The organism is uncultured Tateyamaria sp. (genome assembly GCF_947503385.1).
GTDB lineage: Bacteria > Pseudomonadota > Alphaproteobacteria > Rhodobacterales > Rhodobacteraceae > Tateyamaria.
On record NZ_CANNDO010000003.1, the window covers coordinates 327,249 to 353,722 of the forward strand.

A 26,474-nucleotide genomic window follows, 5' to 3' on the forward strand; every position below is an offset into this window, starting at 1 on the left:
CGGTGCGCTGGCCTGCGACGACGCTTGACTGCGGTGACAGGGCCGGATCGGCGCGGATCAATAGGAATACTCCGCGAATATCCGTGTCAGATCGCCGTTCCAGTCGCCGTGATAATGTTCCAGCAGTTCATCCGCCGGGGTCTGCCCGCTTTCCACGCTTTCCTGAAGCGCGTTCAGAAAGTGGGTCTCGTCCGGGATCATACCACCTGCCCCCGGACGTGCACGGGCCTTGAGGCCCGCATGGCTGATCGCCACCGCCTGCCGGGCGACCTCGTGCATGTCGATGCCATCAACCCGCGCCTGCAGGCCGTCAACCGACGCCGCAACCCGCAGCGCTTCGCGCTGTTCGGCGGTCCAGTCTTTGCAAAGGTCCCATGCCGCATCCAGTGCAGTCTGATCGTACATCAGGCCAACCCAAAATGCGGGCAGCGCACATAGCCTGCGCCACGGTCCGCCATCGGCACCGCGCATTTCGATGTATTTCTTGATCCGCGCTTCGGGGAAGGCGGTGGTCAGGTGGTCCGCCCAATCGCTCAGTTGCGGCGTTTCACCCGGCAGCGCGGGCAGACGACCGTCGAGGAAATCGCGAAAAGACTGCCCCAACGCGTCGATATATTCCCCATCGCGGTAGACAAAATACATCGGCACATCGAGCGCATAGTCCACCCAACGTTCAAATCCGAACCCGTCCTCAAAGATAAACGGCACCATGCCCGCCCGCGCGTTGTCGGTGTCGCGCCACACGCGGCTGCGCCAGCTTTTGTGCCCGTTCACCTTGCCCTCAAAGAAAGGCGAGTTGGCAAACAGAGCCACTGCAACCGGTTGCAAGGCAATCGCCACCCGCAGTTTCTGCACCATGTCCGCCTCGGACCCGTAGTCGAGGTTCACCTGCACGCAAGCGGTGCGGCGCATCATGCTGCGCCCCATCGTGCCGACCTTGCCCATATAGGCGTCCATCAGCTTGTAGCGCCCTTTGGGCATCAGCGGCATCTCGTCATGCATCCACGTGGGCGCGGCCCCCAGCCCGATGAACCCCACGCCGATCTCCTTGGAGATGTCCATCACCTCCTTGAGATGGGCGTTCACCTCGTCACAGGTTTCGTGAATGGTCTCGAGCGGTGCGCCCGACAGCTCCAACGCGCCGCCCGGTTCAAGCGACACATTGGCCCCGTCTTTTTGCAAACCGATCAGCTTGCCGCCCTCTTCGATTGGCGCCCAGCCATGGCGGTCGCGCAGCGCGCTGAGAACCGCGTGGATCGACCGGTCGCCCGCGTAGGGCAGTGGTTTCAGGCTGTCGACGCAATAGCCGAATTTCTCGTGCTCGGTGCCGATACGCCAGTCGGCCTTGGGCTTGCAACCGCTTGCAAGGTATTCGGCCAGCTGGTCGTGATGTTCAATCGGGCCGCCGCCGGACTGGGGGATGGACATGGGCTGGCTCCAATCTCTTTGCTGGCGACTACCGGCTTACAGGGATGGTGCGAATTGCCCGGGGTGTCAATGCGCCCCGTCTGTGCGCTCAGGCACGGCCCTGTGGCGCAATCTGCGCAAGATCGGGTGTCCGCCGCTCCCATATCACCACCGCTTGGTGCGGTTGGGTCTGAAGCTGGCTGAGCATTCGTTCGGTGCGCAGCCCCGGCAGACTGGCGAACGCATCAAATAGCGCATCCGACCCGTCCGCGTTCACGGGAATGTGCACATCCGGCAGCCCCTTTTGTTCCAGCAGCCAATGCGCCGGGTGTTGCGTGCCGTCGAGGGTCAGCCGCGTCATCTCGCGCATGGCCACGGCACCGCCCGTCAGCGGGCCGTAATAGGTGATCTGCCCTTCGATCACCTGCACCGTGCCCACACCCCCACCGGGGCCGCGAAAACGTCCGCGCTGAAATCCCACCATGATCAACGCACCCGCCCCCACCAGCACCGCAGGCGCGACGTAGCGCAAAAGCCCCGTGAAATCCGCCAGCCACCACAGGCCCAGCACGGCGAGCGCCAAGCCGATCAGCACCTCGCGCCAGCGCCAGATGGCGGCCCGTGCCGCAGGTCGGACAAAGCTCATCGCCAGTCTCCCAAGTGCGTTTGCCACAGGGTCAGCGCCGCAACCGCCGCCGTATCGGCCCGCAAAATGCGAGGGCCAAGCGACACGGCATGTGCGCTGTCCAAGCCCACCAACCGCTTGCGTTCCCGCTCAGAAAAGCCGCCCTCCGGCCCGATCAATATGGCCCATGGGCCTGCTGTCCCGTGCAGGATGGGTGATGCGCCCACCATGGCTTCGTCACAAAACATGATCTGGCGGCGGCCCAGTTCGGCCAGCGCACGATCCAAGCGCACCATGTCCGCCACCTCTGGCACATAGGTGCCGCCGCATTGCTCTGCCGCCTCTATGGCGTGGGCCTGCAAGCGGCTTTGCTGGATACGGCCTGCGTTGGTGAATTCGGTCTGCACCGGCACGATGCGACGCACGCCCATCTCGGCGGCCTTTTCCACGATGAAATCCGTCCGCGCCTTTTTGATCGGCGCAAAGAGCAGCCACAGGTCTGGCGGCATTTGCAAGGCCCGCGTCTGTTCGGCGCAGACCAGTGTGCCGCCACGCTTGCCAGCCTCGGTCACGGTGGCGCGCCATTCCCCGTCACGGCTGTTGAACAACAGAACCTGCGCCCCAATCCCCTGCCGCATCACGCCAAAGAGATAATGCGCCTGCTCCCGCGACAGCGGGACCGATTGCCCCTGCCCCAAAGGGTGCTCTACATAAAGGCGGATCTTTGCGTCACTCATGAGCCCCTACATATGACCAACACCCCGCCCGCACCAGAGACGCAAGTGGCAGACGCCGCCCCGGACAACTGGGTCGACACAATGGCCCCTGCCGCCACACGCCCTTACCTGCGGCTCAGCCGCGCGGATCGGCCCATCGGGACGTGGCTTCTGTTGCTGCCGTGCTGGTGGGGCCTGACGCTTGCCATGCTTTATGATCAGAGCGCGCGCTGGGAGGATGCATGGATTGCCATCGGCTGCGGCATCGGCGCGTGGCTGATGCGGGGCGCGGGCTGCACGTGGAACGACATCACCGACCGGAATATCGACGGTCAGGTCGCGCGCACCCGGTCGCGGCCCATCCCGTCGGGACAGGTAACAGTGCGCGGCGCGGTGATCTGGATGTGCGTGCAGGCGCTGCTGGCCTTTGGCATCCTGCTGACCTTTCACCCGGCGGCGATCCTGCTGGGGGTGCTGGCGCTGGTGCCGGTGGCCATCTACCCCTTTGCCAAGCGGTTCACATGGTGGCCGCAGGTGTTTCTGGGCCTTGCCTTCAACTGGGGCGCGCTGCTGGCGTGGACGGCGCATCGGGGGCAGCTTGATGCGCCTGCGGTGCTGCTCTATGCCGCCGGGATTGCGTGGACGCTGTACTACGACACGATCTATGCGCATCAGGATATCGAGGATGACGCCCTGATCGGGGTCAAGTCCACAGCGCGCCTGTTTGGCGCAAACACACCGCAATGGTTGCGCCGGTTTCTGGTGGCGACGGTCGGCCTGATGGGGCTGGCGGTGATCTTTGCGGGCACCGAACAGGCGTCGGTTCTGGCGCTTGTCGCTGCCCTCGCGGGTCCGTGGGCGATGGGCTGGCATCTGGCATGGCAGTTGCGCGGCCTCGACATCGAGAGCCCGGAAAAGTGCATGATCCTGTTTCGGGCCAACCGCGACACCGGCTTTATCCCGCTCATCTTTTTTGTCGGCGCGCTGTTGGTGTGATTGAAACTCTGGCCTGCCGGGCTTAGACCAAGGGTCTGAGTTGGCCTTTATTGGAAGCAACGGAATGCGTCTGTCGTCACTGTTTCTGATCGCCGCGATTTTTGCCGGTGCTGCGGTTTTGTCGCTCGTTGCGGCCAACCTGTCCGTCCAACTGATTGAAGAGACCTCTGAGATCGGCGTGCGCGATGCGCTGGACACCGAAGGCATGACGTGGGCCGAGGTGCAGGCCGATGGGTTACAGGTCACCCTCGCAGGCCAAGCACCCACCGAAGCGGTGCGCTTTGCCGCCCTGTCGACGGCTGGCACCGTCGTGGACGCGGCGCGCGTGATTGACGAGATGCAGGTCGAGGCCGCCGCCGCCATCGCCCCGCCACGGTTTTCCGCGGAAATCCTGCGCAACGACGCAGGCCTGTCCGTCATCGGCCTGATCCCCGCCTCGACCGACCGCGAAGAGGTGGTGGACCGTATCACTGCCATCAGCGGCGATTCCCCCGTGACCGACCTGATCGAGATTGCCGACTATCCAGCGCCGTCCGGCTGGGACGATGCGCTGGCCTTTGCGCTGACCGCGATGGAGCGGCTGCCGCGCGCCAAAGTGTCGGTCGAGGCGGGCCGCGTGTCGATCACCGCGATCACCGACAGCGCCGAGGAAAAGGCGCGGCTGGAGGCGCAATTGAACCGCGCCGCGCCGCCCGGATTGCGCGTCGCACTGGACATCGCGGCCCCGCGGCCTGTGATCACGCCCTTTACCCTGCGCTTTGTGAAGGACGAAAACGGAACACGCTTTGACGCCTGTTCTGCCGAATCCGAACGGTCAGAGACCCGGATCATGGGGGCGGCCTTTTCCGCCGGGCTGACCGGGCCGGGCACCTGCACCATCGGCATGGGCGTGCCCAGCCCCAATTGGTCCACCGCCGTTGTGCAATCCATTGAGGCTGTGAACGCGTTGGGCGGCGGCTCTGTCACCTTTTCGGATGCCGACATTACGCTGATCGCACCCGAAGGCACGGTGCAGGGTGAGTTTGACCGGATCGTGGGAGATCTGGAAAACGCGCTGCCCGAGGTGTTCGCACTGTACGCCAAGCTGCCGGAAACCGTGGACCCCAATCAGGGCCCACCGGAATTTGTGGCCACGCTCAGCCCCGAGGGGCTGGTGCAGTTGCGCGGCCGCGTGTCGAGCGAGAACCTGCGAACCGTTGCCGAAAGCTATGCCAAGGCGGCCTTTGGATCGGACAGCGTCTACACTGGCGCACGTGTGGTCGAGGACCTGCCCGGCGACTGGTCCGTGCGGGTGCTGGCGGGCCTGGGCGCGCTGGCGGAGTTGTCGAACGGGGCCGTCACAGTGACCCCGGACAGCGTTGTCGTAACCGGCAACACCGGCAACCCCCAAGCCAGTACGACAATCGCGTCCCTGTTGGCCGCCCGGCTGGGCGAGGCCGAAGGTTTCGATATCAACGTGACCTATCAGGAAAAGCTGGACCCGGTCGCAGCCCTGCCGACGCCCGACGAATGCGAGGCCGAGATTGCCGAAATCGTGGCGTCGTCCAAGATCACCTTTGAGCCCGGAAGCGCCACCATCGACACCAGCGCCTTGGGCACCATGGACGACATCGCCGAAGTGCTGCGCCAGTGCGGCGATCTGCGCCTTGAGATTCAAGGCCACACCGACAGTCAGGGCCGCGAAGAGATGAACCTGAACCTCAGCCAAGCGCGGGCCCAATCGGTCCTGAACGAATTGCGCGCACGGCGTGTTCTAACCTCGACCTTTTCCGCCAAGGGCTATGGCGAAAGCGACCCCATCGCCGAGAACGACAGCGAAGAGGGCCGCGAAGCCAACAGGCGCATCGAGTTTCGCCTGATCCGTCCCAAACCCTCTGCGCCGGAGGGTGAAACAACGCTGGAAACCCTCGCCGGATCAGGCAATACAGAGGAGACGGCCGAACCGGCCACAGAGGAGGAGGCCCAGAGCGATGAGCAGAACTGAGTTTGTCATTGCAACAGCCATCATCCTGTTCGTGGCGTTTTGCCTTGGCTGGTTCGCCAATTGGCTAATCCACCGTTTTACCCGCGTGGCCGCCGGTGACGTGGCAGAACTGGACCGGATGAGCCAGGAACTGCACGAAGCCGAAGAAACCCGCGATCAGGCGATCACGTACCTGCAACAGCGCGAGGCGGAGCTGACCAACCAGCTGCAACAAACCGAGGCTGAACTGCGCGCCGCGATGGACGGTCTGCGCGATGCGCGCCACGAGGCCGAAGAGCTGCGCGCCTGGATCGACCGCCAGCGTACGGGCTGAGCCCTACCAGCGCTTCAGCGCGTCCTCATCCTCGTCCCGAGCAGCCACCCACGCCTCGCCGTCACCGGTCACTTCGCGTTTCCAGAACGGCGCGCGGGATTTGAGGTAGTCCATCAGGAACTCCGCCGCCTCGAACGCATCCTTGCGGTGGCGGGCGGCGGTGGCGACCATCATGATCTGCTCGCCCACCGTGAGCGTGCCGTGCCGGTGGATCACCAGCGCATCCTCAAGCGACCATCGGTCCATCGCCTGCTGCGCAATGTCGGTCAATGCGCGTTCGGTCATGCCGGGATAATGCTCGATCTCCATCGCTTGCAGCCCACCTGACACGTCCCGCACCACGCCCGTAAAGGTTACGACCGCGCCAGAGTGCGATTGCGCCGACGCAAATCGGGCGGCCTCATCGCCAAGGTCGAACGGTGCGGTCTGGACAGCGATGCGCATCGGTCAGCCGCCAGTCATAGGCGGAAAGAACGCCACTTCGCGCACGCCATCAAGCGGCGCATCAAAATCGGCCAGTTCCTGATCAATGGCCACACGCAGGGCACTGACGTCTTCGAACGCGGCGGCATAGCGGTCTTCCCGCGCGCGCAACTCATTGACGAGATCCATGACCGTGGCGGCACTGCTGTCGACACGTTCCTTTGGGATACCGATCCGCTCGCGCACCCAAGCAAAATAGAGGACGTCCATGCTGTTACCCTTTCAGATACGGCATTGCCTTGCGAAAGTAATCATAGCCCGTGATCATCGTCAGCGCCGCTGCAATCCACAAGAGCCACAGACCGATCCGGCCCGACCATTCGGCGCCGGCCAGTTTCCAGCCAAGGCCTTGCAGGTCCGGTTCCTCGCCGCGCAGGATCGCCGCCACAAGCTCGTCATCCATCCCCCAGACCGACATGCCAAAGTAGTGTTCGAACACGCCTTGGGAAAACAGGACAGCGATAGCGACCATCTGCAACGTCGTTTTCCATTTGGCCAATGGCGTGACCTTGAGCGTACCGGCCGTATCCCCCAGAAACTCGCGCAGGCCCGACACGAACACTTCGCGAAAGAGGATCATCGTGGCGGGCAACACCAGCCATGGCGACCAGCTGGAAAAGCCGATGATGACCATCAGCGCGATCACGACCATCGCCTTGTCCGCGATCGGGTCAAGCATGGTGCCCAGCTTGGTTTGCTGGCCCCACGCGCGGGCAAGATAGCCGTCAAACCAGTCGGTGATGGCCGCACCGATAAACAGGACCACCGCCAGAATGTCCGCATAAGGCCGCGTGAAGTAAAGAAACATGACCGCGACCAGAGGGGCTGCCAAGAGCCGCAATGTGGTCAGGAGGTTTGGAATATTCCACGTCATGCGGTCATCTCTATCCCGAAGCGTTGGCGGCTGGAAGGGCACCGCTCACTGGTCGTGGAAATAGTCGTACACCTTTTGCGCCAGCCCCTCTGACACCCCCTCCACCGCCTTGAGGTCGGCGAGGTTTGCGCGGGCCACCGCCTTGGCCGATCCGAAATGCGCGAGCAACGCGCGTTTGCGCGCGGCCCCCACGCCCGCAATGTCGTCGAGCGGGTTTTTCATGTTGGCCTTGGCGCGTTTGGCGCGGTGCGTGCCAATGGCGAACCGGTGCGCCTCGTCCCGCATCCGCTGAACAAAATAGAGCACAGGGTCGTTGTGGCGCAGGGCAAAGGGGCGTTGGCCCACACGGTGGAACTCCTCCTTGCCCGCGTCGCGGTCCACGCCCTTGGCGACGCCAACCATCGGGATGTCCTCGACCCCATGTTCGCGCATGATCTCGGCCACGGCGGACACCTGCCCTGCCCCGCCGTCGATCAGCAGCAGGTCCGGCCACATCCCCTTGGCGCGGTCCGGATCTTCGGACAGGAGGCGCTTGAACCGGCGGTGCAGCACTTCTTTCATCATGCCAAAATCGTCGCCGGGGGTCAGGTCGTCACCCTTGATGTTGAACTTGCGGTAGCTGTTTTTCATAAACCCGTCGGGGCCCGCGACGATCATGCCGCCCACCGCATTTGTGCCCTGGATATGGCTGTTGTCGTAGACCTCGATCCGTTGTGGCACCTCTGACAGTTCGAATGCCTCGGCCAGGCCCCGCAACAATTTGGCCTGCGTGGCGCTTTCGGCCATCTTACGGGCAAGGCTTTCGCGGGCGTTGCGCAATGCTGAATCCACCAGTTCCGCCTTTTCGCCACGCTGCGGCACCAGCAGTTCGACCTTGCGACCCCGTTTCTGGCTGAGCGCCTCGGCCATCAGGTCGGGGTTTTCGATCTCGTTGGACAGGATCAACTGCCGGGGTGGTTCCTTGGTGTCGTAGAACTGGCCAAGGAATGCCTCCAGCACTTCGGCGGCGTCCACATCCGCACCGACACGCGGATAGAAATCGCGGTTGCCCCAGTTCTGGCCCGCGCGGATGAAAAACACCTGCACGCAGGCTTGCCCTTGTTCCAGATGCAATGCGACGATATCGGCCTCGTGCACATTCTTGGGATTGATCCCTTGGGCGGTCTGAACGGACGTCATGGCACGGATGCGGTCGCGCAGGGCTGCGGCGCGCTCGAATTCCATCGCTTCGGACGCCGCCTGCATCTCGGCGGCGAGGCGCGCCTGAATGTCGATGGATTTGCCGGTCAGAAACTTTTCCGCGTCCTTGACCGTCTGAGCGTAGGCGTCTTTGTCGATCAGCCCGACGCACGGTCCCGAGCAGCGCTTGATCTGATATTGCAGGCAGGGGCGCGTCCGGCTGTCGAACATCGCGTCTGTGCAATTGCGCAGCAGGAACACCCGTTGCAACTGATTGAGCGTCCGGTTCACGGCACCTGCGCTGGCGAAGGGTCCGTAATAGGCCCCTTTTTGTTTTTTGGCGCCGCGATGTTTCTTGATCTGCGGAAAGGCGTGGTCGCCCGTGACCAAAATATTGGGAAAGCTCTTGTCGTCGCGCAAGAGCACGTTGAACTTGGGTTTAAGCTGTTTGATCAGGTTCTGTTCAAGCAGCAGCGCCTCGGTCTCTGTCCGGGTGGTCAGGAACATCATCGAGGCGGTCATAGAGATCATCCGCGCGATCCGCCCGCTATGTCCGGATGGCCGCGCATAGTTCGACACCCGCGCGCGCAGATTGCGCGCCTTGCCGACGTACAAAACGCGGCTTTCGCGGTCCAGCATCCGGTACACGCCCGGCGAGTTATCGAGCGTTTTCAGATAGCCTTGGATCACCGTGTGACCCACCGGCACAGGGGCTGCAACCTGAGGCTGATCTTCGGGTGTCAAATTCGCCATGCGATTCTACCTTGATTCCCGTTCTGGCTGCCTCAGCGTCCCGTCTGGCGCAAGACATGAGACATCCACCATTCCTGTGGATAAACTTGGAGACAACTTCTGGACCTTAAGGATTTTCCTTTGTTTTTTGGGGCCTTCACACGACTGCCTAAAATTTGGGCATATTTTCAAGCCGCTGATTTGAAAGGATAATTTTTTATCCCCGAACCAAGTGACTGAAAATAAAGGCATTTCAGTAACAGATTTGTAACGAAGATTAACGCGGTGCAAAACTTACCTAGCGTCGCCTATTCGACCCCCACCACATCGGGTGTTTCCCACGCCAGATGCTGTCCGCCATCCACACACAAAATCTGCCCCGTGACCGCCGGGGAATCGAGGAAATAGCCAAGCGCACCAACGATGTCTTCGGGGTTAGAACCGCGCTGCAAAACAGTCGCTTCGCGCTGCTTGGCAAAGTGCTCGGCGCTTTGGCGACCCCCCTGCAAAGTGGGGCCCGGACCGATGGCATTCACGCGGATCGCGGGCGTCAGGGCGCGCGCGCTGGTCTGGGTCAGCGCCCAGAGGCCCATCTTGGCAATTGTGTAGGTCATGAACTCGGGCGTGAGCTTGCGCACGCGCTGGTCGACCATGTTCACGATCAGGCCCACGGCCTGCGGTTCGCCCCGGTTGTCCGTCCGTGGCTCAAGGCCCTGTGCCGCCATCGCTTGGCTCAGCACAAAGGGCGCGCGCAGGTTGCTGTTCAGGTGCTTGTCCCACGTGTCGCGGGTGGCCGACGAGATGTCGTCATATTCAAATATAGACGCATTGTTGACGAGACAGGTGATTGGTCCTCCCAATGCCTCGACCGCGCGCGGAAACAGCCCTTGGGTCGCATCCTCGTCCAGCAGGTCGGCCTGTAGCGCAACCCCGCGCTGGCCTGCCGCTTCGATCTGGGCCACGGTCTCGTCCGCGCCCTTGGACGACGACGCATAATGCACCGCCACGTCATAGCCACGCCCCGCAAGATATACCGCCATTGCCTGGCCCAGCCTGTGGCCTGCCCCTGTCACCAGCGCTCGTGTCATGCCACCCGCTCCTTCAATGTTGTTGTCAGCTGAGTACGATAGCCAAATAGGCGAGATAGAGCGCCGTCAAGATCACGCCCCACACCCGGTTGATATCGCGGCGCATATAGACAAACGGCACCAGCAGGATCGACGCGCCCAGCATGACCCACAGATCGAATTTCAGGAACGCCGGATCCACCGGGATGGGACCCACAAGGCTTGCAATGCCGATGATGGCCAAAAGGTTGAACATGTTCGAGCCGATGACGTTGCCCAAGGCAACGTCCGCCTGACGGCGCAGGGCGGCCATGACGGTGGTGGCCAGTTCCGGCAGCGACGTGCCCACCGCCACAAGGGTAAGCCCGATGACCGTGTCGCTGACCCCGTAGGTGCGGGCGATGATCGTGGAATTGTCCACCAGCAGATCCGCGCCCAGCGGCAGCCCAATCAGACCAAGCGTGACAAACACGGCAATGCGCCACCACGGCAGGTCGGGGTCCACGCCCTCAATCTCTTCGGCATCGTCCGTGCCATCAGCAGAGGCGGCCCGGTGGCCCTTGGCCTCCATCGCTGCATCGAACAGGACAAGCGCCAGTGCAAAAAGCAGCACAGCCGCTGCGATCCAGTCAAAAACCCCGCGAAAGGCGAGCGCGATGAACAGGACCGACGCGGCAATCATATAGTTGAACGTCTTGCGCGTTTCGCATTCGGATGTGTGCATTGTGGCCAAAAGGGCCGGTATCCCCAGCACCAGCAGGATGTTGGCCGTGTTCGACCCCACCACGTTGCCCAGAGCGATACCCGGTGCATCCTCCAGCACCGCTTGTATCGCGATCAGCATTTCGGGCGCCGACGTGCCAAAGGCCACGATGGTCAGACTGACGATCAGCGCGGGCACACCCAGCCGCAGCGACAGGTTCACCGCCCCTTTGACCAGACTGTCACCGGCAAGCAGCAAAATCAGCAGGCCCAACCCGCTGAGCAGCCATGGCATAATCTCGGTCATTTCTATGCCCCTCGCCCGCAGGCGCAGGGGCCTTTGCCGATGCGGTAGCGTCCGCAATCACACTTCATGCTTTTCAGACGCGGTCCACCGATCCAGTGCAGCTTGCCCACCATCCCCAACACGGCGATGAAGACCAGAAACAGCAGAACGATCTTTGACAGCATCCGTTACAGTCCAAACTGGGCATAGGCTGCCCGTTCTTCGATGGAACTGATTGTGTCGTCAACCACTTGCGCGCCCAATCGGGAAAAGAGTGGCTTGCGGACGCCGTAGCGGCGGAGCTTGACCTTGTCCCCAAAACGCTCCTTCAGCACAGGCTTCAGATGCCCAATCCCGTCGATCAGACCCAGCGCCTTGGCGCGTTCGGCCAACCAAACCTCACCGGTGAACAGCTCTGTTTCGGTGTCCAGCTTGCCACCGCGCCGCGCCTCCACGTGAGAGATGAAATTACCGTGGATGTCGTCGAGGATACCTTTGAGCCGTTTAACGTCTTCGGGTTTTTCAGGCCGAAACGGGTCCAGCATGGATTTCGACTTGCCCGCGGTGTAAACGCGCCGTTCGACCCCGTAGCGGCCAATGAATTCATGTGCGCCAAAGCTGGCGGAAATCACCCCGATCGAGCCCAGCACCGAACTGGGATCGGCAAAGATTTCATCAGCCGCCGCCGCCAGCCAGTAGCCGCCCGATGCGGCCACATCCTCGACAAAGGCGATCACGGGGATCTCCTTTTCCTCGGCGAGGCGGCGAATGCGTGCGCCGATCAGCGACGACTGCACCGGGCTGCCACCCGGCGAATTCACCTCAAGCGCGACAGCAACGGGTTTGCCACGGCTGAACGCCTTTTCGATCGCAGGCGCAAGCGCCTGATCGTTCAGCGTCCCGCGCGACCCACCGGCGATGACCCCTTGCAGCCGGATAACGGCCACGGTGGGGTCGGATTTCAGGAAGGGGATCCAGCGTTTCATCCCAGCCCATGTAGATTGCACAGTACATGCAAACAAGGGCGGCCCTGCAGACGGTGCCCCGCCCGTGACAGGAATGCACCCAACGTTACTGCCGGATGCGCCATCCCGACTTGAATATCCACCAGATTGCGCCGAGGCACAGGCCCGTAAATCCGGCGATCGCCAGTAGCGATGTCAGGATCGGCACATCAGCCAACCCAAAGAACGACCAGCGAAATCCCGAAATCAGATAGACCACCGGATTGAACATCGAAATGGTCTGCCACACGGGTGGCAGCATCGAGATGGAATAAAACGATCCACCTAAGAAAACCAGCGGGGTCACGATCAGCAGGGGCACCAGTTGCAGCTGTTCAAAGCTGCCCGCCCAGATGCCAATGATAAAGCCGAACAGCGCAAAACTGACGCAAGTCAGCACGAGGAATGCCACCATCGCCAGCGGGTGTTGAATGGTGATGTCGACAAAGAAGAACGAGGTGATGAGGATGACCACGCCGATGAACATCGCCTTGGTCGCCGCAGCGCCCACATATCCCATCACGATCTCGAGAAAGTTCACGGGCGCGGACAGCAATTCGTAAATCGTGCCGATGAATTTTGGAAAGTAGATGCCAAAGGACGCGTTCGATATGCCCTGCGTCATCACGGTCAGCATCACCAGCCCCGGCACGATGAATGCGCCGTAGCTGACGCCTTCGACCTCCTGAATGCGGCTGCCGATGGCCGCGCCGAACACCACGAAATACAACGACGTGGACAGCACAGGTGAGATGAGGGATTGTGCGATAGTGCGGAAAAAGCGCGCCATTTCAAACACATATATGGCGCGCACGGCGGACCAGTTCATGCGGCATCCTCCCCTTTATGCACCAGCGAGACAAAAATGTCCTCAAGGCTCGACTGCTGCGTTTCCACGTCGCGCAGGTGCAGACCCGCCTTTGCCACATCCTGCAACAGACGGGTGATCCCGGTGCGTTCGGATTTGGTGTCATAGGTGTAGACAAGGCTTTGACCGTCCTTGCCAAGTACGAGCGCATAGTCGGCCAGTGCCGCCGGAACCTTGGACAGCGGATCGGTCAATTGCACGATCAGTTGCTTTTGTCCCATCCGGGTCATCAGCTTGTCCTTGTCTTCGACCAACAGGATTTCACCGTCATTGATCACCGCGATACGGTCCGCGATGGCCTCGGCCTCTTCGATGTAGTGGGTCGTCAGGATCGTTGTGACGCCGTCAGCACGCAATTGGCCCACGATGTCCCACATATCCTTGCGCAGTTCCACATCCACCCCGGCGGTGGGTTCGTCGAGAAACAGCACCCGCGGATCGTGCGCCAGTGCCTTGGCGATCAGCACCCGGCGCTTCATGCCGCCTGACAACTCGCGGATCTGATTGTTGCGTTTGTCCCAAAGCGACAGTCGGCGCAGGATGTCCTCGACGGCGGAATCCTTGCGCCCCTTGCCAAACAGACCGCGCGAAAAACGAACCGTGTTGATCACCTTTTCGAACGGTTCGAGCGCGATTTCCTGCGGCACGAGCCCAATCAGGCTGCGGGCCGCACGGTATTGACGAACAATGTCATGGCCCGCGACCGTGACGGTACCGGCGGTTGGCATCGTGATCCCGCACACGGTGGAAATCAGCGTCGTCTTGCCCGCGCCGTTTGGACCGAGCAGCGCCAGAATCTCGCCCTCTTCGATGTCGAGCGACACGCCCTTGAGCGCCTCGAACCCATCGTCATAGGCCTTGCGCACGTTCTTGATGCTGAGGATGGGTGCCATGAGAACTCCGGAAGATCACGAACCCGAGAGGTAGCGGACCAATTCACCGGTGGCCAGCGCACCCATGCACAACGCGATGTGCGCGAGGTCAGCTTTTGCCGGTGATCCGGCCAAGCCAGCCCTTTTTGCCGTCGGCCTCAGGTGCGTCGTCGGCTTCGGAATCGGCAGGACCTTCAAGATGCGTTTGCAGGTTGGAAAAGAACTGGTCGGCCATCTTTTTGGCAAACCCGTCGATGATACGGCTGCCCAACTGGGCCAGCTTGCCGCCCACCTTGGCCTCCACATCGTAGCTGAGCGTCGTGCCGGTGTCGGACGGGGCGAGGCGCACTTCGGCGCCGCCTTTGGCAAAACCGGCTGCGCCGCCCTTGCCCTCGCCCGAGATTGTGAGGCTTTCGTTTTCGGTCATGTCGGACAGGGCCACCTGCCCTTTGAACGTCGCCTTGACCGGGCCGACCTTCTGAACAACCGTGGCCTCGAACCCGGTTTCAGGTGAACCGCTGACTTCGGTGGCACCGGGCACGCAGGCCTTGAGCGTATCGGCGTCCAGCAAGGCGGCATAAACGGCGGCGGGCTGTGCGGCGATTTCGCGGGTGTCGGACATTTTCATCGGGTTGGCTCCCTCAAGCGTGCGGCAGGTCTGTTTCAGGGATAGCGCAGGCATGATCACACCGCCATATGCGAATCTGCGCGACAGCGCTGTGCATCGTGATATGGGCAGAACCATGAGTGGAGCGGATCGCAATATTGCCGGGCTGGGTATCCTGTTCGTGTTGGTGGGGGTGTTCTGCATCTCGATCAACGACCTGCTGATCAAACAATTGTCCGGTGGTTATCCGCTGCACGAACTGGTGTTTGTCCGCTCGGCCATTGGCATTCTGTTCAGCCTGATCATCCTCCAATACGAAGGCGGCTGGAGCATCTTGCGCACCCGGCACCCGTGGCTGCACGCCATGCGCGGCCTGCTCATCGTGATCGCCAATATGACGTTCTTCGTGGCGCTGGCCGTGTTGCCGCTGGCGGATGCGACCGCGCTGTTTTTCGCCGCGCCGCTGTTCATCACGCTGCTGTCGATCCCGATCCTTGGTGAAAAGGTGGGGCCTTTGCGGATGGGGGCCGTCGTGGTCGGTTTCATAGGTGTTTTGGTGATGCAGCGCCCGTGGGCCGGCTCCGACACGTTGGAGGTCAACAGGATTGTCCTGCTGCTGCCGGTACTGTCGGCGCTGACCTACGCGCTGAACCAGCTCCTGACGCGCAAGCTGGGCGTCGAGAGCAAAGCCAGCGCCATGGCAATCTACATCCAATCAACATTCATTCTGGTGTCTGTGCTGTTCTTTGTGGTGGCCGGAGACGGCCGCTTTGCCGAAGGATCGACAAATCCGTCGGTCACGTTCCTGCTGCGCGCATGGGTGTGGCCCGCGCCGGGGGACACTTGGATCTTTTTGGGCTTGGGCCTGAATGCGGCCATCATCGGCTACAGTCTGAGCCAGGCCTACCGATTGGCGGACGCGGCCACCGTCGCCCCGTTCGAATATGTCGGTCTGCCGCTGGCGGTGTTTTGGGGCTTTGTCGTCTTTGGCGACATCCCCTTGTGGGAGGTGTGGCTGGGCATGGCTCTCATCCTCGGCGCCGGGTTGTTCGTGTTCCTGCGCGAACGCCAAAAGGCGCAGGTGCTGGCCCGTGGCAAGATCAAGGGCCGGTACTGAGCGGGCGCAGGATCGCTAGCCCGTGACCTCGATCACGACCTTGCCCGTTGCCCGCCGGGTCCGCAGCAGCTCCAGCCCGTCATTCGCCGCTTCGAGCGGCAGCACATTGCTGACATGCGGTGTCAATCGACCTTGGGCATACCAGCCGAACAGCACCTCAAAACTGTCCGTCAGGACCTTGGGGTTCACTTGCATGTAGCCGCCCCAATAGAATCCCAGTACCGTCAGGTTTTTGACCAGCAGGTAGTTTGCCGGTATTTGCGGCACCGTCCCGCTGGCAAATCCAAGCGGCAGCAGCCGCGCCTCCGGATTGCAGGCTCGCAAGGCCGCATCAAACAGATCGCCCCCCACTGGGTCATAGACCACGTCAGCCCCCCCCAATGCCTTCACTTCGGCGCGCAGATCACATGTATCGCTGTCCAACAGGTGGTCTGCGCCCGCTTGGCGCGCCACCTCCAGCTTGTCGGCGCCACGGGCACAGGCGATCACCTCCGCGCCCATCAGTTTGCCCAGTTCAACCGCTGTCAGACCAACCCCGCCCGACGCCCCAAGAACCAGCAACCGTTCACCGGGCTGCATCCGCGCCTTGTAGTCCAGCGCGACATGGCTGGTGCCATAGGCCACGAGGAACGCCGCCGCATCGACAAAGCTCATCTCGTCGGGGATCGGCACGCAAATTTCGGCGGGCAGGGCCGCGTATTCCGCCAGCCCACCGAACCCGGCATAGGCCGCAACGCGCTGGCCCACGGCCAGATGGGTCACCCCCTCGCCTACGGCATCAACCGTCCCGGCCATTTCCATGCCAAGGGTCGCGGGCAGTATTGGTTTTTCCTGATAAGTCCCCTTCACGATCAAAAGATCGCCAAAGTTCAGACCACAAGCGGCCACCCGCACCAGTACCTCGCCCGCACCGGGCGACGGCACTGCCACATCACGCAGGGCCAGAGGATGACCCAGTTCCACCACTTGCATTGCACGCATATCGACCCCTCGCAGTTCCGGGGGCTTAATCCGCGTCCCCAATCCGGTGCACGGCATACCCCACCTGCACGGCAGCGAAAAGCAGGCCGTTGGACACCCAGATCAGCACAAGCGCCAGCAACGCATCACCCGATGGCGCCAGCGTGTCGTAAAAGCCATTGATGTTGAAGTGCCACAGCGCCGTGATCAATGCCGCAGACAGCGTCAGACCAATGGCCGTGGCGTTCAGGAACAGGCGAGGCAGCGAAACATAAGACATGTGCCTTAAGACTAGCCGCCCCAGCCACAAAGTCCACGCCAGTGCAGATCAGAACGCGTCGGGCCGCGCCTCGCGCGCCATGTGATCCAGCACGGCATTGACGAATTTTGGCTCCTGACCATCGGGAAAGAACGCGCGCGCGACGTCAACATATTCCGTGATCACCACCCGCGGCGGCGTGCCGGTGTCGCGCAACTCTGCACCGGCCGCCCGAAACAGCGCCCGCAATGTCGGATCAATGCGCGCAATCGGCCATTTCGCCACCAGCGCCCGGTCGGTCGCCTGATCAATCGGAGCCTGATAGTTGACAGCATCTTCCATCACCCGGGCAAAGTGATCGGGATCGCCCTCTGCCAGTTCGTCCCCGTCATAGACCGCACCGAAACGGTGATCCATGAACTCGGCCCGGACTGCATCGACGGTCTGGCCCGATTGCTCCATCTGAAACAGCGCCTGCACGGCATAAAGCCGTGCTGCCGACCGCATCTTGCGTTTCTGATTTCCCGAAAGGGTCATGCTTGGTTGGGCCTCATCTCACCGGCAAGGATCGTGTCTTCTCCGGTCGGTTTGAAACCGACCCCCTTGCTCTGGCGGCCCCACTTACGGCTGAGCGCGATCAGGTGCAAGGCCGCAGCAGCCGCTCCGCCGCCTTTGTTCTGGCCTTCGGGATCGGCGCGCACCTCGGCCTGTTCCACGGTCTCGACCGTCAGAATTCCGTTGCCAATGCACAGCCCCTGCAGACCCAGCAATTGCAAGGCCCGGCTGCTGTCGTTGCACACCGTCTCGTAGTGGGTGGTTTCGCCCCGGATCACGCAGCCAAGGGCCACGTATCCGTCAAAATTCGACATCCGCTCGGAAATGCCAATGGCCGTGGGAATCTCCAGTGCACCGGGCATTTCGACCAGATCCCACGTGGCACCTGCCGCCTCGATCTCGGCTTTGGCCCCGGCGACCATGTTGTCGGCAATCGCCTTGTAATAGGGCGACACCACGATCAACAATTTCGTGGGTGCGTCAAAGCTGGGCCGTTCCAGCACGTGATGTTCGATGGATGCCATTCAGGTGTCTCCGGGAATGGGGCGTGTGCCCACGATCTCAAGGTCATAAGCGCTGAGGCCCACATAAGTTGTCCGCGGGCTGTTGGTCAGCAGGATCAGGCGGGTCAGACCCATATTCGACAGCATCTGCGCGCCCAGACCGATATTCTTGACCACGCGCGGGCCATCATCCTCATCGTCCGAAAACAGCGCCTTGCGCGGCTCGCGGAAGAGGCAGACGACACCGCGCCCCTCCGCGGCAATTGCCTCCATCGCGCGCGGCAGTTCGCCCACAGGTTTGGGCCCAAGGCCAAGGATATCCGTCACCTCGTTTAGCGCATGGGTGCGGACCAATACAGGCGCGTCCGAACTCAGATCACCCTTGGACAGCGTCACATGTTCAATCCCATGGGTCTGGTCCGTGAAAATCCGCATGTCCCAGTCGCCGCCATGTTGCGAGGTGATGGTCCGGCGATCCGTCTCGACCACCAGATTATCGTGCCGCCGCCGGTAAGCGATCAGATCAGAAATTGTCCCGATCTTCAGCCCGTGGGTCCGCGCATAGGCCACCAGATCGGGCAGCCGCGCCATCTCTCCGTCTTCCTTCATGATCTCGCAGATCACGCTTGACGGGTAGTGCCCGGCCAGCCGCGCCACATCACAGCCCGCCTCGGTATGGCCTGCACGAACCAGCACGCCCCCCTTGCGGGCGCGCAGCGGAAAAACATGGCCCGGTGTGGCGATGTCAGCGCCCGTGGCCTGCGGATTGATCGCCGTGGCAATAGTTCGCGCCCGGTCACCGGCGGAAATGCCGGTGCTCACCCCCTCCCGCGCCTCAATGGACACGGTAAAGGCCGTCTCATGCCGGGACGAATTGTGCATCGCCATCATGGGCAGTCCCAGCGCCTCAATGCGCTCCGCAGGCAGCGTCAGGCAAATCAGCCCGCGCCCATGGGTGGCCATGAAATTCACCGCCTCGGGCGTCGCAAAATCGGCGGGGATCACCAGATCACCCTCATTCTCGCGATCCTCATGATCAACCAGAACAAACATCCGGCCCTGCCGCGCCTCTTCGATGATCTCCTCGATGGGAGAAATGGCGTTGACCAGATCCTTCTCGACCGGTCCGGGCGTTTCAAAGCTCATTGGGGCACCTTTGGCAGCGATTGTGCGCGACATAACCGAACCAAACCCCACTTGCCAGTGGGACGCCACGCACATCCCATGCGCGCCTCCGTCTCTGTCCCCAAAAATCCCCCCCCGGGAGGGCCGGTCAGCCGCCCACCCGCACCACAACATGATGCGAGCACGGCAGCCATTCGCACCAGAATCGTGTCAGGCGCAGCCTGTCCTTTGGCTCAGCCGACCTCGGCCAAGCGGGCGACATAGCGGGCCAGCGTGTCGATCTCGAGGTTCACACCATCGCCAACGGCCACATCACCCCAGGTCGTAACCTGTTTGGTATGGGGGATAAAATTGATACCAAACACCGCCCCCTCGACCTCGTTCACGGTCAGGGATGTCCCGTTCAGCGCAACCGACCCTTTGGGCGCGATGAACCGCGCCAGCGCCTCTGGCGCGCGCAACTGCACCCGTGTGCTGTCACCTTCGTCCTTGACCGAAACCACCTCGGCCACGCCGTCCACATGGCCGGATACGATATGCCCGCCCAATTCGTCACCCACACGCAACGCGCGTTCAAGGTTCACGCGCTTTCCTACAGCCCATGACGACAAGTTGGTCTTTGACACCGTTTCGGCGCTCACCTGCACCTCGTACCAGTCGGGGCCCAGATCGACGACCGTCAGGCACACACCATCAGACGCAATCGACGCGCCCAAATCGATAGTGTCTGTGTCATACCCTGTGCCGATCCGGACCCGCAGATCGCCTTCCTCGACCATCTGTGTGATGGTGCCGATATCCGTGATAATGCCTGTGAACATGCCATATCTCCCACGCTTGCGACCGAGGTAGCTGCGGCAACGTCCAAGGGCAAGAGCCCAGCCATTTGCGTTAAACCGCGCCATGAGCCATAAAATCGCCCCAGTCACCTGTTCATCTTGGGTTAACGACATGCCGCGTATTAGAAACGAGATGACATTGACCGCCCCCGACACACGCGTGTTCCTGTTTCTGCAGGGACCTCACGGGCCCTTCTTTCACCGCTTGGGCGCGATGCTGCGCCGTGCGGGTTCTGCTGTGTGGCGTGTGGGCTTCAACGCGGGAGACCGCGCCTTCTGGTTTCACCCGCGCAGCTACATCCCCTATCGCGGCACCGCCACAGACTGGCCTGCCACATTTGCCCGGCTGATCGATGACAAGGCCGTCACCGACATTGTGCTCTATGGCGACGTGCGTCCCGTTCACGCCGAAGCGGTGGCCGAGGCCGAGCGCCGGGGCCTGACCGTCCATGTCTTCGAAGAGGGGTATATGCGGCCCTATTGGGTCACGTATGAGCGGGGCGGCACCAACGGAAACTCCCGGTTGATGGACATGTCCGTCGCGGACATGCAGGCCGCACTTGCCCTGTCGGATATGGAGGCGCCCTTGCCCCCCGGTCACTGGGGCGACATGCGCCAGCATGTCTTTTACGGCGCGCTCTACCACTGGTTCGTGATGTTCCGAAACGGCGATTACCGTAATTTCCAACCACATCGCTCGCTCACTGTGGCCAAGGAATTCCAGTTGTATCTCAAACGCTTGCTGCTGATGCCGTTCCAAACGCTGGACCGGGTACAGGCGACACTGCGCATCCGATATGGTGGGTTTCCCTACCACCTCGCACTCCTGCAGCTCGAACATGACAGCAGCTTTCAGGAACACTCGCCCTTTTCCACCATGACCGACTTTCTGGAACTGGTCATCGACGGTTTTGCCAAGGGCGCGCCGGGGCACCACCACCTCGTGATAAAGGCGCACCCGCTCGAAGATGGGCGCACACCGATCCGCCGCACCATCCGCCAACTGGCCCGCCAAAAGGGTCTGCAAGACCGGGTCCATTACGTGCGCGGCGGCAAGCTCGCCCAGCTTTTGAACGACGCGCGCAGTGCCGTGACAGTAAACTCCACGGCTGCTCAACAGGTGCTGTGGCGCGGCATCCCGCTCAAGGTCTTTGGCCGCGCCGTGTTCGCGAAACCAGAATTTGTCAGCGATCAGCCCTTGCCGGATTTCTTTGCCGGGGCCAGTCGCCCGGACAGCCGCGCCTACAAGGATTACCGCCGCTACCTGCTGGAAACGAGCCAGTTGCCCGGCGGCTTCTATTCGGCCCGCGGGCGCAGGCAATTGTTGCGACAGGTTGTCGACATGATGCTGTCGCCCGAAGATCCCTATGATGCACTCGCCTCCGGCACCGCGGCCCCAAGGCAACAGTTGCGGTTGGTCACATGAGCGGCACAACCCCTATGGCTGGATTTTTGATCGTGACTCCGGTAGGTTGACACGCAATTGGCACCGAAAAATCGGGCCAGACAACAATAATCAGGTGCTGCAAACTGGCACCGCGAGGCAGAAAATCAGGTCGAGGAGACCAAGCAGTGACTTTCCCGACATTCCGCTGGGCGCGCGTCGTCGCGTTGTTTTTGATTTGCACGCTGGTCGCATCCTGTGGTCTGCCGCGCGTCGGCCCCAACAAACGCGAGATTTTCGCAGGCTCCGTACAAAAAGAAGGCGACGCCTTTGTCGTGGCGGTGAATGACCGCGTGACGCGGGCCACTGCCGTGACACCCGCCTTGGGCTTTTCGGAAAACCTTGTGAATGCGGGGCTTGTGGGGTCCGACACGATCCGGCCCGGTGACGTTCTGGGTCTGACCATATGGGAAAATGTCGACGATGGCCTGCTGGCGGGCGAAGGTGCAAACTCCACCATCCTCGAAGAGGTGCAGGTGGACGGCGCTGGCTTTATCTTTGTGCCCTATGCGGGCCGCATCCGCGCAGCAGGCAACACGCCCGAAGCGATCCGCCGCATCATCACCAACCGTCTCGAAGAACAGACGCCCGATCCGCAGGTGCAGGTCCGCCGTGTTGCGGGCGACGGTGCCACCGTATCGCTGATCGGTGCCGTCGGCGCTCAGGGGGTGTTCGCGATAGAACGTCCCACCCGCACCCTTGCCACGATGCTCGCCCGCGCGGGCGGCGTGACCATCGAACCCGAAGTGGCCCAAGTCACCGTCATCCGCGGCAACGTGCGCAGCCAGATCCGCCTGCAAGATCTCTACGATCATCCGGAACTGGACATTGCACTGCGCGCCGGAGACCGCATTCTGGTCGAAGAGGACACGCGCGCCTTTACCGTTCTGGGTGCAACGGGCGGTCAGGCCCGCATCCCATTTGAAAGCCCGACGCTCAGCGCCATTGAGGCCATCGCGCAAGTGGGGGGGCTGTCGGCCACGACAGCCGACCCAACCGGCGTCTTTGTGCTGCGCAACGAACCGGCGGAAATTTCCAACGTGGTGCTTGGTCGCGACGACCTGATTGGCGCGCAACGCATGGTTTACGTGCTGGACCTGACCCAACCCAACGGGCTGTTTCAGGCGCGCGACTTTGTGATCCGCAATGGCGATACCGTCTATGTGACCGAAGCGCCCTACACGCAATTCTCGCGCATCATCACCGCGCTCACGACACCGGTGGCGGGCATCAACCAGCTCTCGACCAGCGTGAGCGGCAACTGACGCCGCGCCTATGACCGGCACGGACACCAAGGCCGCCGGACCTGAAAAGGCCCGGCGGCTTTATGTTTACAATGGTGGATTTCTGACCCAGCGCCGCCTGCGGCGCATCCTGCACCACGCGGGCTATACCATCCGCGTGGGGCGGCCCGGTGCGAATGATCTGATCGGCGTCTGGGGCAATTCACCCACCGCGCATCGCGGACTGGCCGCCGCCACCCGCCATGATGTCCCTGTGGTCCGGGTGGAGGATGCGTTCCTACGGTCGTTGTTTCCCGGGCGCGCGGGCGCACCGCCGCTGGGTCTGCTCATTGATCACAAAGGCGCGCATTTCGACCCTGCACATCCTTCTGACCTTGAGGTGATGCTGACCACGCACCCGCTTGATGACAGCGCTTTGTTGGACCGCGCGCGCGGCGCAATGGCGCGGATGGCCGAGGCGCATTTGAGCAAATACACCGCCTTTGACCCCGCGCGCCCTGTGCCTGACCCCGGCTATGTGCTGGTGATCGACCAGACCTTTGGCGATGCGTCCGTCACCGCGTCCGGCGCCGACCGCAACCGGTTTCGTGAGATGCTTTTCGTTGCACTGGACGAACACCCCGGCGCACGCATCGTGATCAAGACACATCCCGAAACCCGTGCAGGGCACCGCCCCGGCTATTTCACGGATGCCGACCTGAACGACCGCGTGTCATTTTGCAGCGATCCGGTCAGCCCGTGGACCCTGATGGAAGGGGCGGTGGGCGTCTATACGGTGTCGTCTGGTCTGGGGTTCGAGGCGATCCTAGCAGGGCACAAACCGCGCGTTTTTGGTCAGCCGTTTTATGCCGGATGGGGCCTCACGCAGGATGAGTTTCCCGTCCAGCGCCGCCAGCGCAATCTGACGCGGGCGCAGATCTTTGCGGCAGCGATGATCCTGTACCCCACATGGTACGATCCGCATCGCGACTGTTTGTGCGGCCTCGAAACCGCGATGGAGGCGCTGGCCGCCGAAACCCGCGCCTGGCGCGCCGACCACCGGGGCTGGGTGGCGAGCGGGATGCGCCTGTGGAAACGCGCGCCCCTGCAACAGGCCTTTGGACAGTGGAAAGCCGTTACGTTCGAGGACACCCTGGCCCGCGCTCGCGCCAAGGGACAGCCGTGGATGGTCTGGGCAGGCAAGGCAGAGGTTGGCCACGCGGACGCGGTGCGGGTCGAGGACGGCTTTCTCCGGTCGCGCGGGTTGGGTGCCGCACTTGTGCCGCCGCTGTCATTGGTGACCGATGCCAAGGGCATCTACTATGACCCCGCACGCGCCAGCGATCTCGAAGACATGATCCGCGCGCGGCGCACCCTGCGCCCCGACCAAAGCCTGCGCGCCGAACGACTGGTCGCGGCACTGACGCAAAATGCGCTGAGCAAATACAATCTGGGCGGGGCCGTCCCGGATATGCCCGATGGGCCGCGCGTTCTGGTGGTTGGACAGGTCGAGGATGACGCATCCGTGCGCCTCGGCGCGGGAGAGGTCAACACAAACGCGGCCCTTTTGGCCGCTGCACGTGCGGCACACCCGGATGCCACGCTGATCTACAAGCCGCATCCAGATGTTGAAGCGGGGCTGCGCCGCGGCGCGGTAGATGCAAGCGCGCTGGCGGATGTGGTGGCCGAAAACGCAGACATTGCCGCGCTGCTGGACAAGGTTGATACCGTGTGGACCATGACATCGCTTTCGGGGTTCGAGGCGCTGATGCGGGGCGTGCATGTGGTCACAACCGGCGCGCCCTTTTACGCCGGATGGGGCCTGACCGAAGATCGTGGCACAGTACCGCCACGGCGGCGTGAGGACGTGCCGCTGCTGGGCCTCGTGCACGCAACGCTCATCGACTATCCCCGCTACTTTGATCCGGTGACCCGAACGGCCTGCCCGGTTGAGGTCATCGTGGACCGGTTGCGCCGGGATGATGTGCCGCGCCGGGGTCTGGCAAACCGCACGCTGTCAAAGTTACAAGGCTTGCTGGCCAGTCAGTCACATCTGTGGCGTTGAACGGACCCATTCGTGCACAATATCGGGTCCGACAGGCCGGACCGACGCCAGCGCAAAGCGCGGTGCGGTGTCTAACTTGCTCAGCCCCAGAGCGCCGATATTGGGCAGACCTTCGGCACCGATGGCCAAACCGGCCGTGAATCCAATGAGCCGGTCAACAAGATCAGCGTCGATCAGAGACGCCGCGAGCGCGCTGCCGCCTTCGCAGAAGACGCGCGTCAGCCCGTGCGCGCCCAGTTGCTGCACCACGTCCCGCGCCTCAAGCTGCCCGGCGGAGGTGGCACAGGGCAGCAAGGTTGCACCCAGATCGCGCCACGTCTGGCACAGCATCGGATCGGCGTCTTTGCCATGGCATATGATCACCGGTAATTCATGCGCGGTGCGGGCCAGTTGCCCCATCAAGGGTAGGTCGAGACGCCGGGACACGACCACGCGCGCGGGCTGCGCTGCGATGCCAAGGTCACGCACGGTCAGGGACGGGTCATCGTGGCGCGCTGTGCCGCCGCCAACCATCACGGCATCGTGCCGTGCGCGCATCGCGTGTACCAAGCGGCGCGCGTCAGAGCCGGTGATCCACTGGCTTTCGCCGGTGCCGGTGGCGATGCGACCGTCAAAACTGCTGGCAAGTTTGAGCGTTACTTCGGGACGGCCCTGCTCTGTCTTCAGGAAAAACCCGGCCAGATCGGCGCTTGCTTCGTCCGCGCACAGACCTGTTTCCACGGTGATCCCGGCAGCCTCTAGCGCCGCAATGCCCTGTCCGTCCACGCGTGGGTCGCTGTCGGGCACCGCAATCACGACGCGTGCCACCCCTGCGGCAATCAGCGCATCAACACAGGGCGGTGTCTGGCCGTGATGGGCGCATGGCTCAAGCGTCACATAGACTTCGGCGCCACGCGCCGCCGTTCCGGCTTGCGCCAGTGCTACAGTTTCCGCATGGGGCCGCCCGCCGGGCTGCGTCCAGCCGCGACCGACAATCCTGCCCTTCTGAACGATCACGCATCCAACCGCAGGATTGGGCGCACAGCGCCCCTGCCCGCGCCGCCCCAATCCCAAGGCGAGCAGCATAAAGCGCGTGTCGCGCGCCCGGCTCACTCGTCCGTGGCGCCGTCAGGCCGCAGCTCTGCGACGAACTTGTCAAAGTCGTCAGCCGCTTGGAAGTTCTTGTAAACACTGGCAAAGCGCACATAGGCCACCGTGTCGATGCGGTTCAGCGCTTCCATGACGATCTCGCCGATCTGCTTTGACTGGATGTCCGTCTCGCCCATGGATTCAAGCCGCCGCACGATACCGGAAATCATCTGGTCGATGCGTTCGGGGTCGATGGGCCGTTTCTGCATCGAAATGCGGATGGAGCGTTCCAGCTTGTCGCGGTCGAAATCTTCGCGTTTGCCGTTGGATTTGATAACCACCAGATCGCGCAACTGCACGCGTTCATATGTGGTGAACCGACCACCACATGCCGGGCAGAACCGCCGCCGCCGGATCGAAACGTGATCCTCAGCCGGTCGGCTGTCTTTTACCTGAGTGTCGATATTGCCGCAAAATGGACAGCGCATGGCCCATCCCCTCTTCGTTCGTCCCGCCTGTAGTGGGGGTGTTCCCCCTTGTCCACGAAACTATACGGGCTTGCCTAGGTTTTGGGTAGGGGGGAAATGCCACCGCAACATGA

At 62.4% G+C, this 26,474-nt stretch carries 28 protein-coding genes; 7 read left to right on the top strand and 21 right to left on the bottom strand.

Annotated elements, in window-relative coordinates; all coding sequences use genetic code 11:
• Window positions 1-57 precede the first annotated feature (57 nt).
• The 3 genes from Q1A85_RS12675 to Q1A85_RS12685 all read right to left on the bottom strand — a co-directional run bounded on the left by Q1A85_RS12675 (window position 58) and on the right by Q1A85_RS12685 (window position 2,769).
• A complete protein-coding gene (locus tag Q1A85_RS12675; protein ID WP_299689566.1) occupies window positions 58-1,428 on the bottom strand; it encodes a glutamate--cysteine ligase in 1,371 nt (456 codons plus the stop codon).
• A gap of 88 nt (window positions 1,429-1,516) precedes the next feature.
• Window positions 1,517-2,053 carry a hypothetical protein gene (locus Q1A85_RS12680; protein WP_299689569.1) on the bottom strand — a complete coding sequence of 179 codons (537 nt, stop codon included), beginning with the start codon at window positions 2,051-2,053 and terminating at the stop codon, window positions 1,517-1,519.
• Entirely contained in the window at window positions 2,050-2,769 is a 720-nt protein-coding gene (locus Q1A85_RS12685) for a 16S rRNA (uracil(1498)-N(3))-methyltransferase (protein ID WP_299689571.1), read from the bottom strand. Before Q1A85_RS12685 ends, Q1A85_RS12680 begins: the two co-directional genes overlap by 4 nt.
• Before the next feature lie 12 nt (window positions 2,770-2,781).
• Between Q1A85_RS12685 and ubiA the strand changes: the two genes are divergently transcribed.
• The 3 genes from ubiA to Q1A85_RS12700 all read left to right on the top strand — a co-directional run bounded on the left by ubiA (window position 2,782) and on the right by Q1A85_RS12700 (window position 6,041).
• Complete coding sequence (gene ubiA, locus Q1A85_RS12690; RefSeq protein ID WP_299689574.1) at window positions 2,782-3,744, top strand: 4-hydroxybenzoate octaprenyltransferase; 963 nt, start codon at window positions 2,782-2,784, stop codon at window positions 3,742-3,744.
• A gap of 64 nt (window positions 3,745-3,808) precedes the next feature.
• Window positions 3,809-5,728 carry an OmpA family protein gene (locus Q1A85_RS12695; RefSeq protein ID WP_299690218.1) on the top strand — a complete coding sequence of 640 codons (1,920 nt, stop codon included), beginning with the start codon at window positions 3,809-3,811 and terminating at the stop codon, window positions 5,726-5,728.
• Window positions 5,715-6,041, top strand: a complete 327-nt coding sequence (locus Q1A85_RS12700; RefSeq protein WP_299689577.1) for a hypothetical protein — start codon at window positions 5,715-5,717, stop codon at window positions 6,039-6,041. The genes Q1A85_RS12695 and Q1A85_RS12700 overlap by 14 nt, the downstream gene beginning before the upstream one ends.
• Window positions 6,042-6,044: 3 nt before the next feature.
• On the opposite strand, the gene Q1A85_RS12705 is transcribed toward Q1A85_RS12700, so the two are convergent.
• From Q1A85_RS12705 to Q1A85_RS12750, 10 genes are all read right to left on the bottom strand, one after another.
• Window positions 6,045-6,485, bottom strand: a complete 441-nt coding sequence (locus Q1A85_RS12705) for a molybdenum cofactor biosynthesis protein MoaE (RefSeq protein WP_299689580.1) — start codon at window positions 6,483-6,485, stop codon at window positions 6,045-6,047.
• Window positions 6,486-6,488: 3 nt separating this feature from the next.
• The gene (gene moaD, locus Q1A85_RS12710; RefSeq protein WP_299689583.1) at window positions 6,489-6,734 is read right to left on the bottom strand and encodes a molybdopterin converting factor subunit 1; all 246 of its coding nucleotides are present in this window, start codon (window positions 6,732-6,734) and stop codon (window positions 6,489-6,491) included.
• A 4-nt stretch (window positions 6,735-6,738) separates the two neighbouring features.
• A complete protein-coding gene (gene pgsA / locus Q1A85_RS12715; RefSeq protein WP_299689586.1) occupies window positions 6,739-7,398 on the bottom strand; it encodes a CDP-diacylglycerol--glycerol-3-phosphate 3-phosphatidyltransferase in 660 nt (219 codons plus the stop codon).
• Between the two features lie 45 nt (window positions 7,399-7,443).
• Window positions 7,444-9,330, bottom strand: a complete 1,887-nt coding sequence (uvrC, locus tag Q1A85_RS12720; RefSeq protein WP_299689589.1) for an excinuclease ABC subunit UvrC — start codon at window positions 9,328-9,330, stop codon at window positions 7,444-7,446.
• A gap of 287 nt (window positions 9,331-9,617) precedes the next feature.
• Window positions 9,618-10,397, bottom strand: coding sequence for an SDR family oxidoreductase (locus Q1A85_RS12725; RefSeq protein ID WP_299689592.1), 780 nt, complete (start codon window positions 10,395-10,397; stop codon window positions 9,618-9,620).
• Window positions 10,398-10,422: 25 nt separating this feature from the next.
• Window positions 10,423-11,376, bottom strand: a complete 954-nt coding sequence (locus tag Q1A85_RS12730) for a calcium/sodium antiporter (RefSeq protein ID WP_299690221.1) — start codon at window positions 11,374-11,376, stop codon at window positions 10,423-10,425.
• Window positions 11,377-11,552: 176 nt separating this feature from the next.
• Window positions 11,553-12,350 (bottom strand): S49 family peptidase, encoded by a 798-nt coding sequence (locus Q1A85_RS12735; RefSeq protein ID WP_299689595.1) that lies wholly within the window; start codon window positions 12,348-12,350, stop codon window positions 11,553-11,555.
• An 85-nt stretch (window positions 12,351-12,435) separates the two neighbouring features.
• Window positions 12,436-13,197, bottom strand: a complete 762-nt coding sequence (locus Q1A85_RS12740; protein WP_299689598.1) for an ABC transporter permease — start codon at window positions 13,195-13,197, stop codon at window positions 12,436-12,438.
• On the bottom strand, window positions 13,194-14,129 hold the full coding sequence (locus Q1A85_RS12745; protein ID WP_299689601.1) for an ABC transporter ATP-binding protein: 936 nt from the start codon (window positions 14,127-14,129) through the stop codon (window positions 13,194-13,196). Before Q1A85_RS12745 ends, Q1A85_RS12740 begins: the two co-directional genes overlap by 4 nt.
• 88 nt (window positions 14,130-14,217) lie before the next feature.
• A complete protein-coding gene (locus tag Q1A85_RS12750) occupies window positions 14,218-14,736 on the bottom strand; it encodes a carbon monoxide dehydrogenase subunit G (RefSeq protein WP_299690224.1) in 519 nt (172 codons plus the stop codon).
• A 115-nt stretch (window positions 14,737-14,851) separates the two neighbouring features.
• On the opposite strand from Q1A85_RS12750, the gene Q1A85_RS12755 reads away from it, so the two are divergent.
• A complete protein-coding gene (locus Q1A85_RS12755; RefSeq protein WP_299689604.1) occupies window positions 14,852-15,832 on the top strand; it encodes a DMT family transporter in 981 nt (326 codons plus the stop codon).
• Window positions 15,833-15,847: 15 nt separating this feature from the next.
• On the opposite strand, the gene Q1A85_RS12760 is transcribed toward Q1A85_RS12755, so the two are convergent.
• The 6 genes from Q1A85_RS12760 to Q1A85_RS12785 form a co-directional block, all read right to left on the bottom strand.
• Window positions 15,848-16,813: an NADPH:quinone oxidoreductase family protein gene (locus Q1A85_RS12760; protein WP_299689606.1), complete on the bottom strand. Its 966-nt coding sequence runs from the start codon at window positions 16,811-16,813 to the stop codon at window positions 15,848-15,850.
• A 25-nt stretch (window positions 16,814-16,838) separates the two neighbouring features.
• Window positions 16,839-17,072, bottom strand: coding sequence for a hypothetical protein (locus Q1A85_RS12765; RefSeq protein WP_299689609.1), 234 nt, complete (start codon window positions 17,070-17,072; stop codon window positions 16,839-16,841).
• Between the two features lie 48 nt (window positions 17,073-17,120).
• Window positions 17,121-17,588 (bottom strand): transcription antitermination factor NusB, encoded by a 468-nt coding sequence (gene nusB / locus Q1A85_RS12770; protein WP_299689612.1) that lies wholly within the window; start codon window positions 17,586-17,588, stop codon window positions 17,121-17,123.
• Window positions 17,585-18,130, bottom strand: coding sequence for a 6,7-dimethyl-8-ribityllumazine synthase (locus Q1A85_RS12775; protein ID WP_299689615.1), 546 nt, complete (start codon window positions 18,128-18,130; stop codon window positions 17,585-17,587). Before Q1A85_RS12775 ends, nusB begins: the two co-directional genes overlap by 4 nt.
• Window positions 18,131-19,255 carry a 3,4-dihydroxy-2-butanone-4-phosphate synthase gene (gene ribB / locus Q1A85_RS12780; protein ID WP_299689618.1) on the bottom strand — a complete coding sequence of 375 codons (1,125 nt, stop codon included), beginning with the start codon at window positions 19,253-19,255 and terminating at the stop codon, window positions 18,131-18,133.
• Between the two features lie 212 nt (window positions 19,256-19,467).
• Window positions 19,468-20,055, bottom strand: a complete 588-nt coding sequence (locus Q1A85_RS12785; RefSeq protein ID WP_299689621.1) for a riboflavin synthase — start codon at window positions 20,053-20,055, stop codon at window positions 19,468-19,470.
• Window positions 20,056-20,206: 151 nt separating this feature from the next.
• Here Q1A85_RS12785 and Q1A85_RS12790 point away from each other — a divergent pair, with 151 nt between their 5' ends.
• The 3 genes from Q1A85_RS12790 (at window position 20,207) to Q1A85_RS12800 (ending at window position 24,805) form a co-directional block, all read left to right on the top strand.
• Complete coding sequence (locus tag Q1A85_RS12790; RefSeq protein WP_299690227.1) at window positions 20,207-21,499, top strand: capsular biosynthesis protein; 1,293 nt, start codon at window positions 20,207-20,209, stop codon at window positions 21,497-21,499.
• A gap of 146 nt (window positions 21,500-21,645) precedes the next feature.
• Entirely contained in the window at window positions 21,646-22,782 is a 1,137-nt protein-coding gene (locus Q1A85_RS12795) for a polysaccharide biosynthesis/export family protein (protein ID WP_299689624.1), read from the top strand.
• A gap of 10 nt (window positions 22,783-22,792) precedes the next feature.
• Window positions 22,793-24,805 carry a capsular polysaccharide biosynthesis protein gene (locus tag Q1A85_RS12800; protein WP_299689627.1) on the top strand — a complete coding sequence of 671 codons (2,013 nt, stop codon included), beginning with the start codon at window positions 22,793-22,795 and terminating at the stop codon, window positions 24,803-24,805.
• On the opposite strand, the gene ribD is transcribed toward Q1A85_RS12800, so the two are convergent.
• Both ribD and nrdR read right to left on the bottom strand, forming a co-directional pair.
• Complete coding sequence (gene ribD / locus Q1A85_RS12805; RefSeq protein WP_366140588.1) at window positions 24,788-25,897, bottom strand: bifunctional diaminohydroxyphosphoribosylaminopyrimidine deaminase/5-amino-6-(5-phosphoribosylamino)uracil reductase RibD; 1,110 nt, start codon at window positions 25,895-25,897, stop codon at window positions 24,788-24,790. The two genes, Q1A85_RS12800 and ribD, sit on opposite strands and share 18 nt — an antisense overlap.
• Complete coding sequence (gene nrdR / locus Q1A85_RS12810) at window positions 25,894-26,361, bottom strand: transcriptional regulator NrdR (RefSeq protein ID WP_299689630.1); 468 nt, start codon at window positions 26,359-26,361, stop codon at window positions 25,894-25,896. The genes ribD and nrdR overlap by 4 nt, the downstream gene beginning before the upstream one ends.
• Window positions 26,362-26,474 lie beyond the last annotated feature (113 nt).

Excerpts from the sequence above, each read along its gene's own strand:
- Q1A85_RS12675 (WP_299689566.1), bottom strand. The coding sequence starts at position 1,428 with ATGTCCATCCCCCAGTCCGGCGGCGGCCCGATTGAACATCACGACCAG.
- Q1A85_RS12680 (WP_299689569.1), bottom strand. The coding sequence starts at position 2,053 with ATGAGCTTTGTCCGACCTGCGGCACGGGCCGCCATCTGGCGCTGGCGC.
- Q1A85_RS12685 (WP_299689571.1), bottom strand. The coding sequence starts at position 2,769 with ATGAGTGACGCAAAGATCCGCCTTTATGTAGAGCACCCTTTGGGGCAG.
- ubiA (WP_299689574.1), top strand. The coding sequence starts at position 2,782 with ATGACCAACACCCCGCCCGCACCAGAGACGCAAGTGGCAGACGCCGCC.
- Q1A85_RS12695 (WP_299690218.1), top strand. The coding sequence starts at position 3,809 with ATGCGTCTGTCGTCACTGTTTCTGATCGCCGCGATTTTTGCCGGTGCT.
- Q1A85_RS12700 (WP_299689577.1), top strand. The coding sequence starts at position 5,715 with ATGAGCAGAACTGAGTTTGTCATTGCAACAGCCATCATCCTGTTCGTG.
- Q1A85_RS12705 (WP_299689580.1), bottom strand. The coding sequence starts at position 6,485 with ATGCGCATCGCTGTCCAGACCGCACCGTTCGACCTTGGCGATGAGGCC.
- moaD (WP_299689583.1), bottom strand. The coding sequence starts at position 6,734 with ATGGACGTCCTCTATTTTGCTTGGGTGCGCGAGCGGATCGGTATCCCA.
- pgsA (WP_299689586.1), bottom strand. The coding sequence starts at position 7,398 with ATGACGTGGAATATTCCAAACCTCCTGACCACATTGCGGCTCTTGGCA.
- uvrC (WP_299689589.1), bottom strand. The coding sequence starts at position 9,330 with ATGGCGAATTTGACACCCGAAGATCAGCCTCAGGTTGCAGCCCCTGTG.
- Q1A85_RS12725 (WP_299689592.1), bottom strand. The coding sequence starts at position 10,397 with ATGACACGAGCGCTGGTGACAGGGGCAGGCCACAGGCTGGGCCAGGCA.
- Q1A85_RS12735 (WP_299689595.1), bottom strand. The coding sequence starts at position 12,350 with ATGAAACGCTGGATCCCCTTCCTGAAATCCGACCCCACCGTGGCCGTT.
- Q1A85_RS12740 (WP_299689598.1), bottom strand. The coding sequence starts at position 13,197 with ATGAACTGGTCCGCCGTGCGCGCCATATATGTGTTTGAAATGGCGCGC.
- Q1A85_RS12745 (WP_299689601.1), bottom strand. The coding sequence starts at position 14,129 with ATGGCACCCATCCTCAGCATCAAGAACGTGCGCAAGGCCTATGACGAT.
- Q1A85_RS12750 (WP_299690224.1), bottom strand. The coding sequence starts at position 14,736 with ATGAAAATGTCCGACACCCGCGAAATCGCCGCACAGCCCGCCGCCGTT.
- Q1A85_RS12755 (WP_299689604.1), top strand. The coding sequence starts at position 14,852 with ATGAGTGGAGCGGATCGCAATATTGCCGGGCTGGGTATCCTGTTCGTG.
- Q1A85_RS12760 (WP_299689606.1), bottom strand. The coding sequence starts at position 16,813 with ATGCGTGCAATGCAAGTGGTGGAACTGGGTCATCCTCTGGCCCTGCGT.
- Q1A85_RS12765 (WP_299689609.1), bottom strand. The coding sequence starts at position 17,072 with ATGTCTTATGTTTCGCTGCCTCGCCTGTTCCTGAACGCCACGGCCATT.
- nusB (WP_299689612.1), bottom strand. The coding sequence starts at position 17,588 with ATGACCCTTTCGGGAAATCAGAAACGCAAGATGCGGTCGGCAGCACGG.
- Q1A85_RS12775 (WP_299689615.1), bottom strand. The coding sequence starts at position 18,130 with ATGGCATCCATCGAACATCACGTGCTGGAACGGCCCAGCTTTGACGCA.
- ribB (WP_299689618.1), bottom strand. The coding sequence starts at position 19,255 with ATGAGCTTTGAAACGCCCGGACCGGTCGAGAAGGATCTGGTCAACGCC.
- Q1A85_RS12785 (WP_299689621.1), bottom strand. The coding sequence starts at position 20,055 with ATGTTCACAGGCATTATCACGGATATCGGCACCATCACACAGATGGTC.
- Q1A85_RS12790 (WP_299690227.1), top strand. The coding sequence starts at position 20,207 with ATGACATTGACCGCCCCCGACACACGCGTGTTCCTGTTTCTGCAGGGA.
- Q1A85_RS12800 (WP_299689627.1), top strand. The coding sequence starts at position 22,793 with ATGACCGGCACGGACACCAAGGCCGCCGGACCTGAAAAGGCCCGGCGG.
- nrdR (WP_299689630.1), bottom strand. The coding sequence starts at position 26,361 with ATGCGCTGTCCATTTTGCGGCAATATCGACACTCAGGTAAAAGACAGC.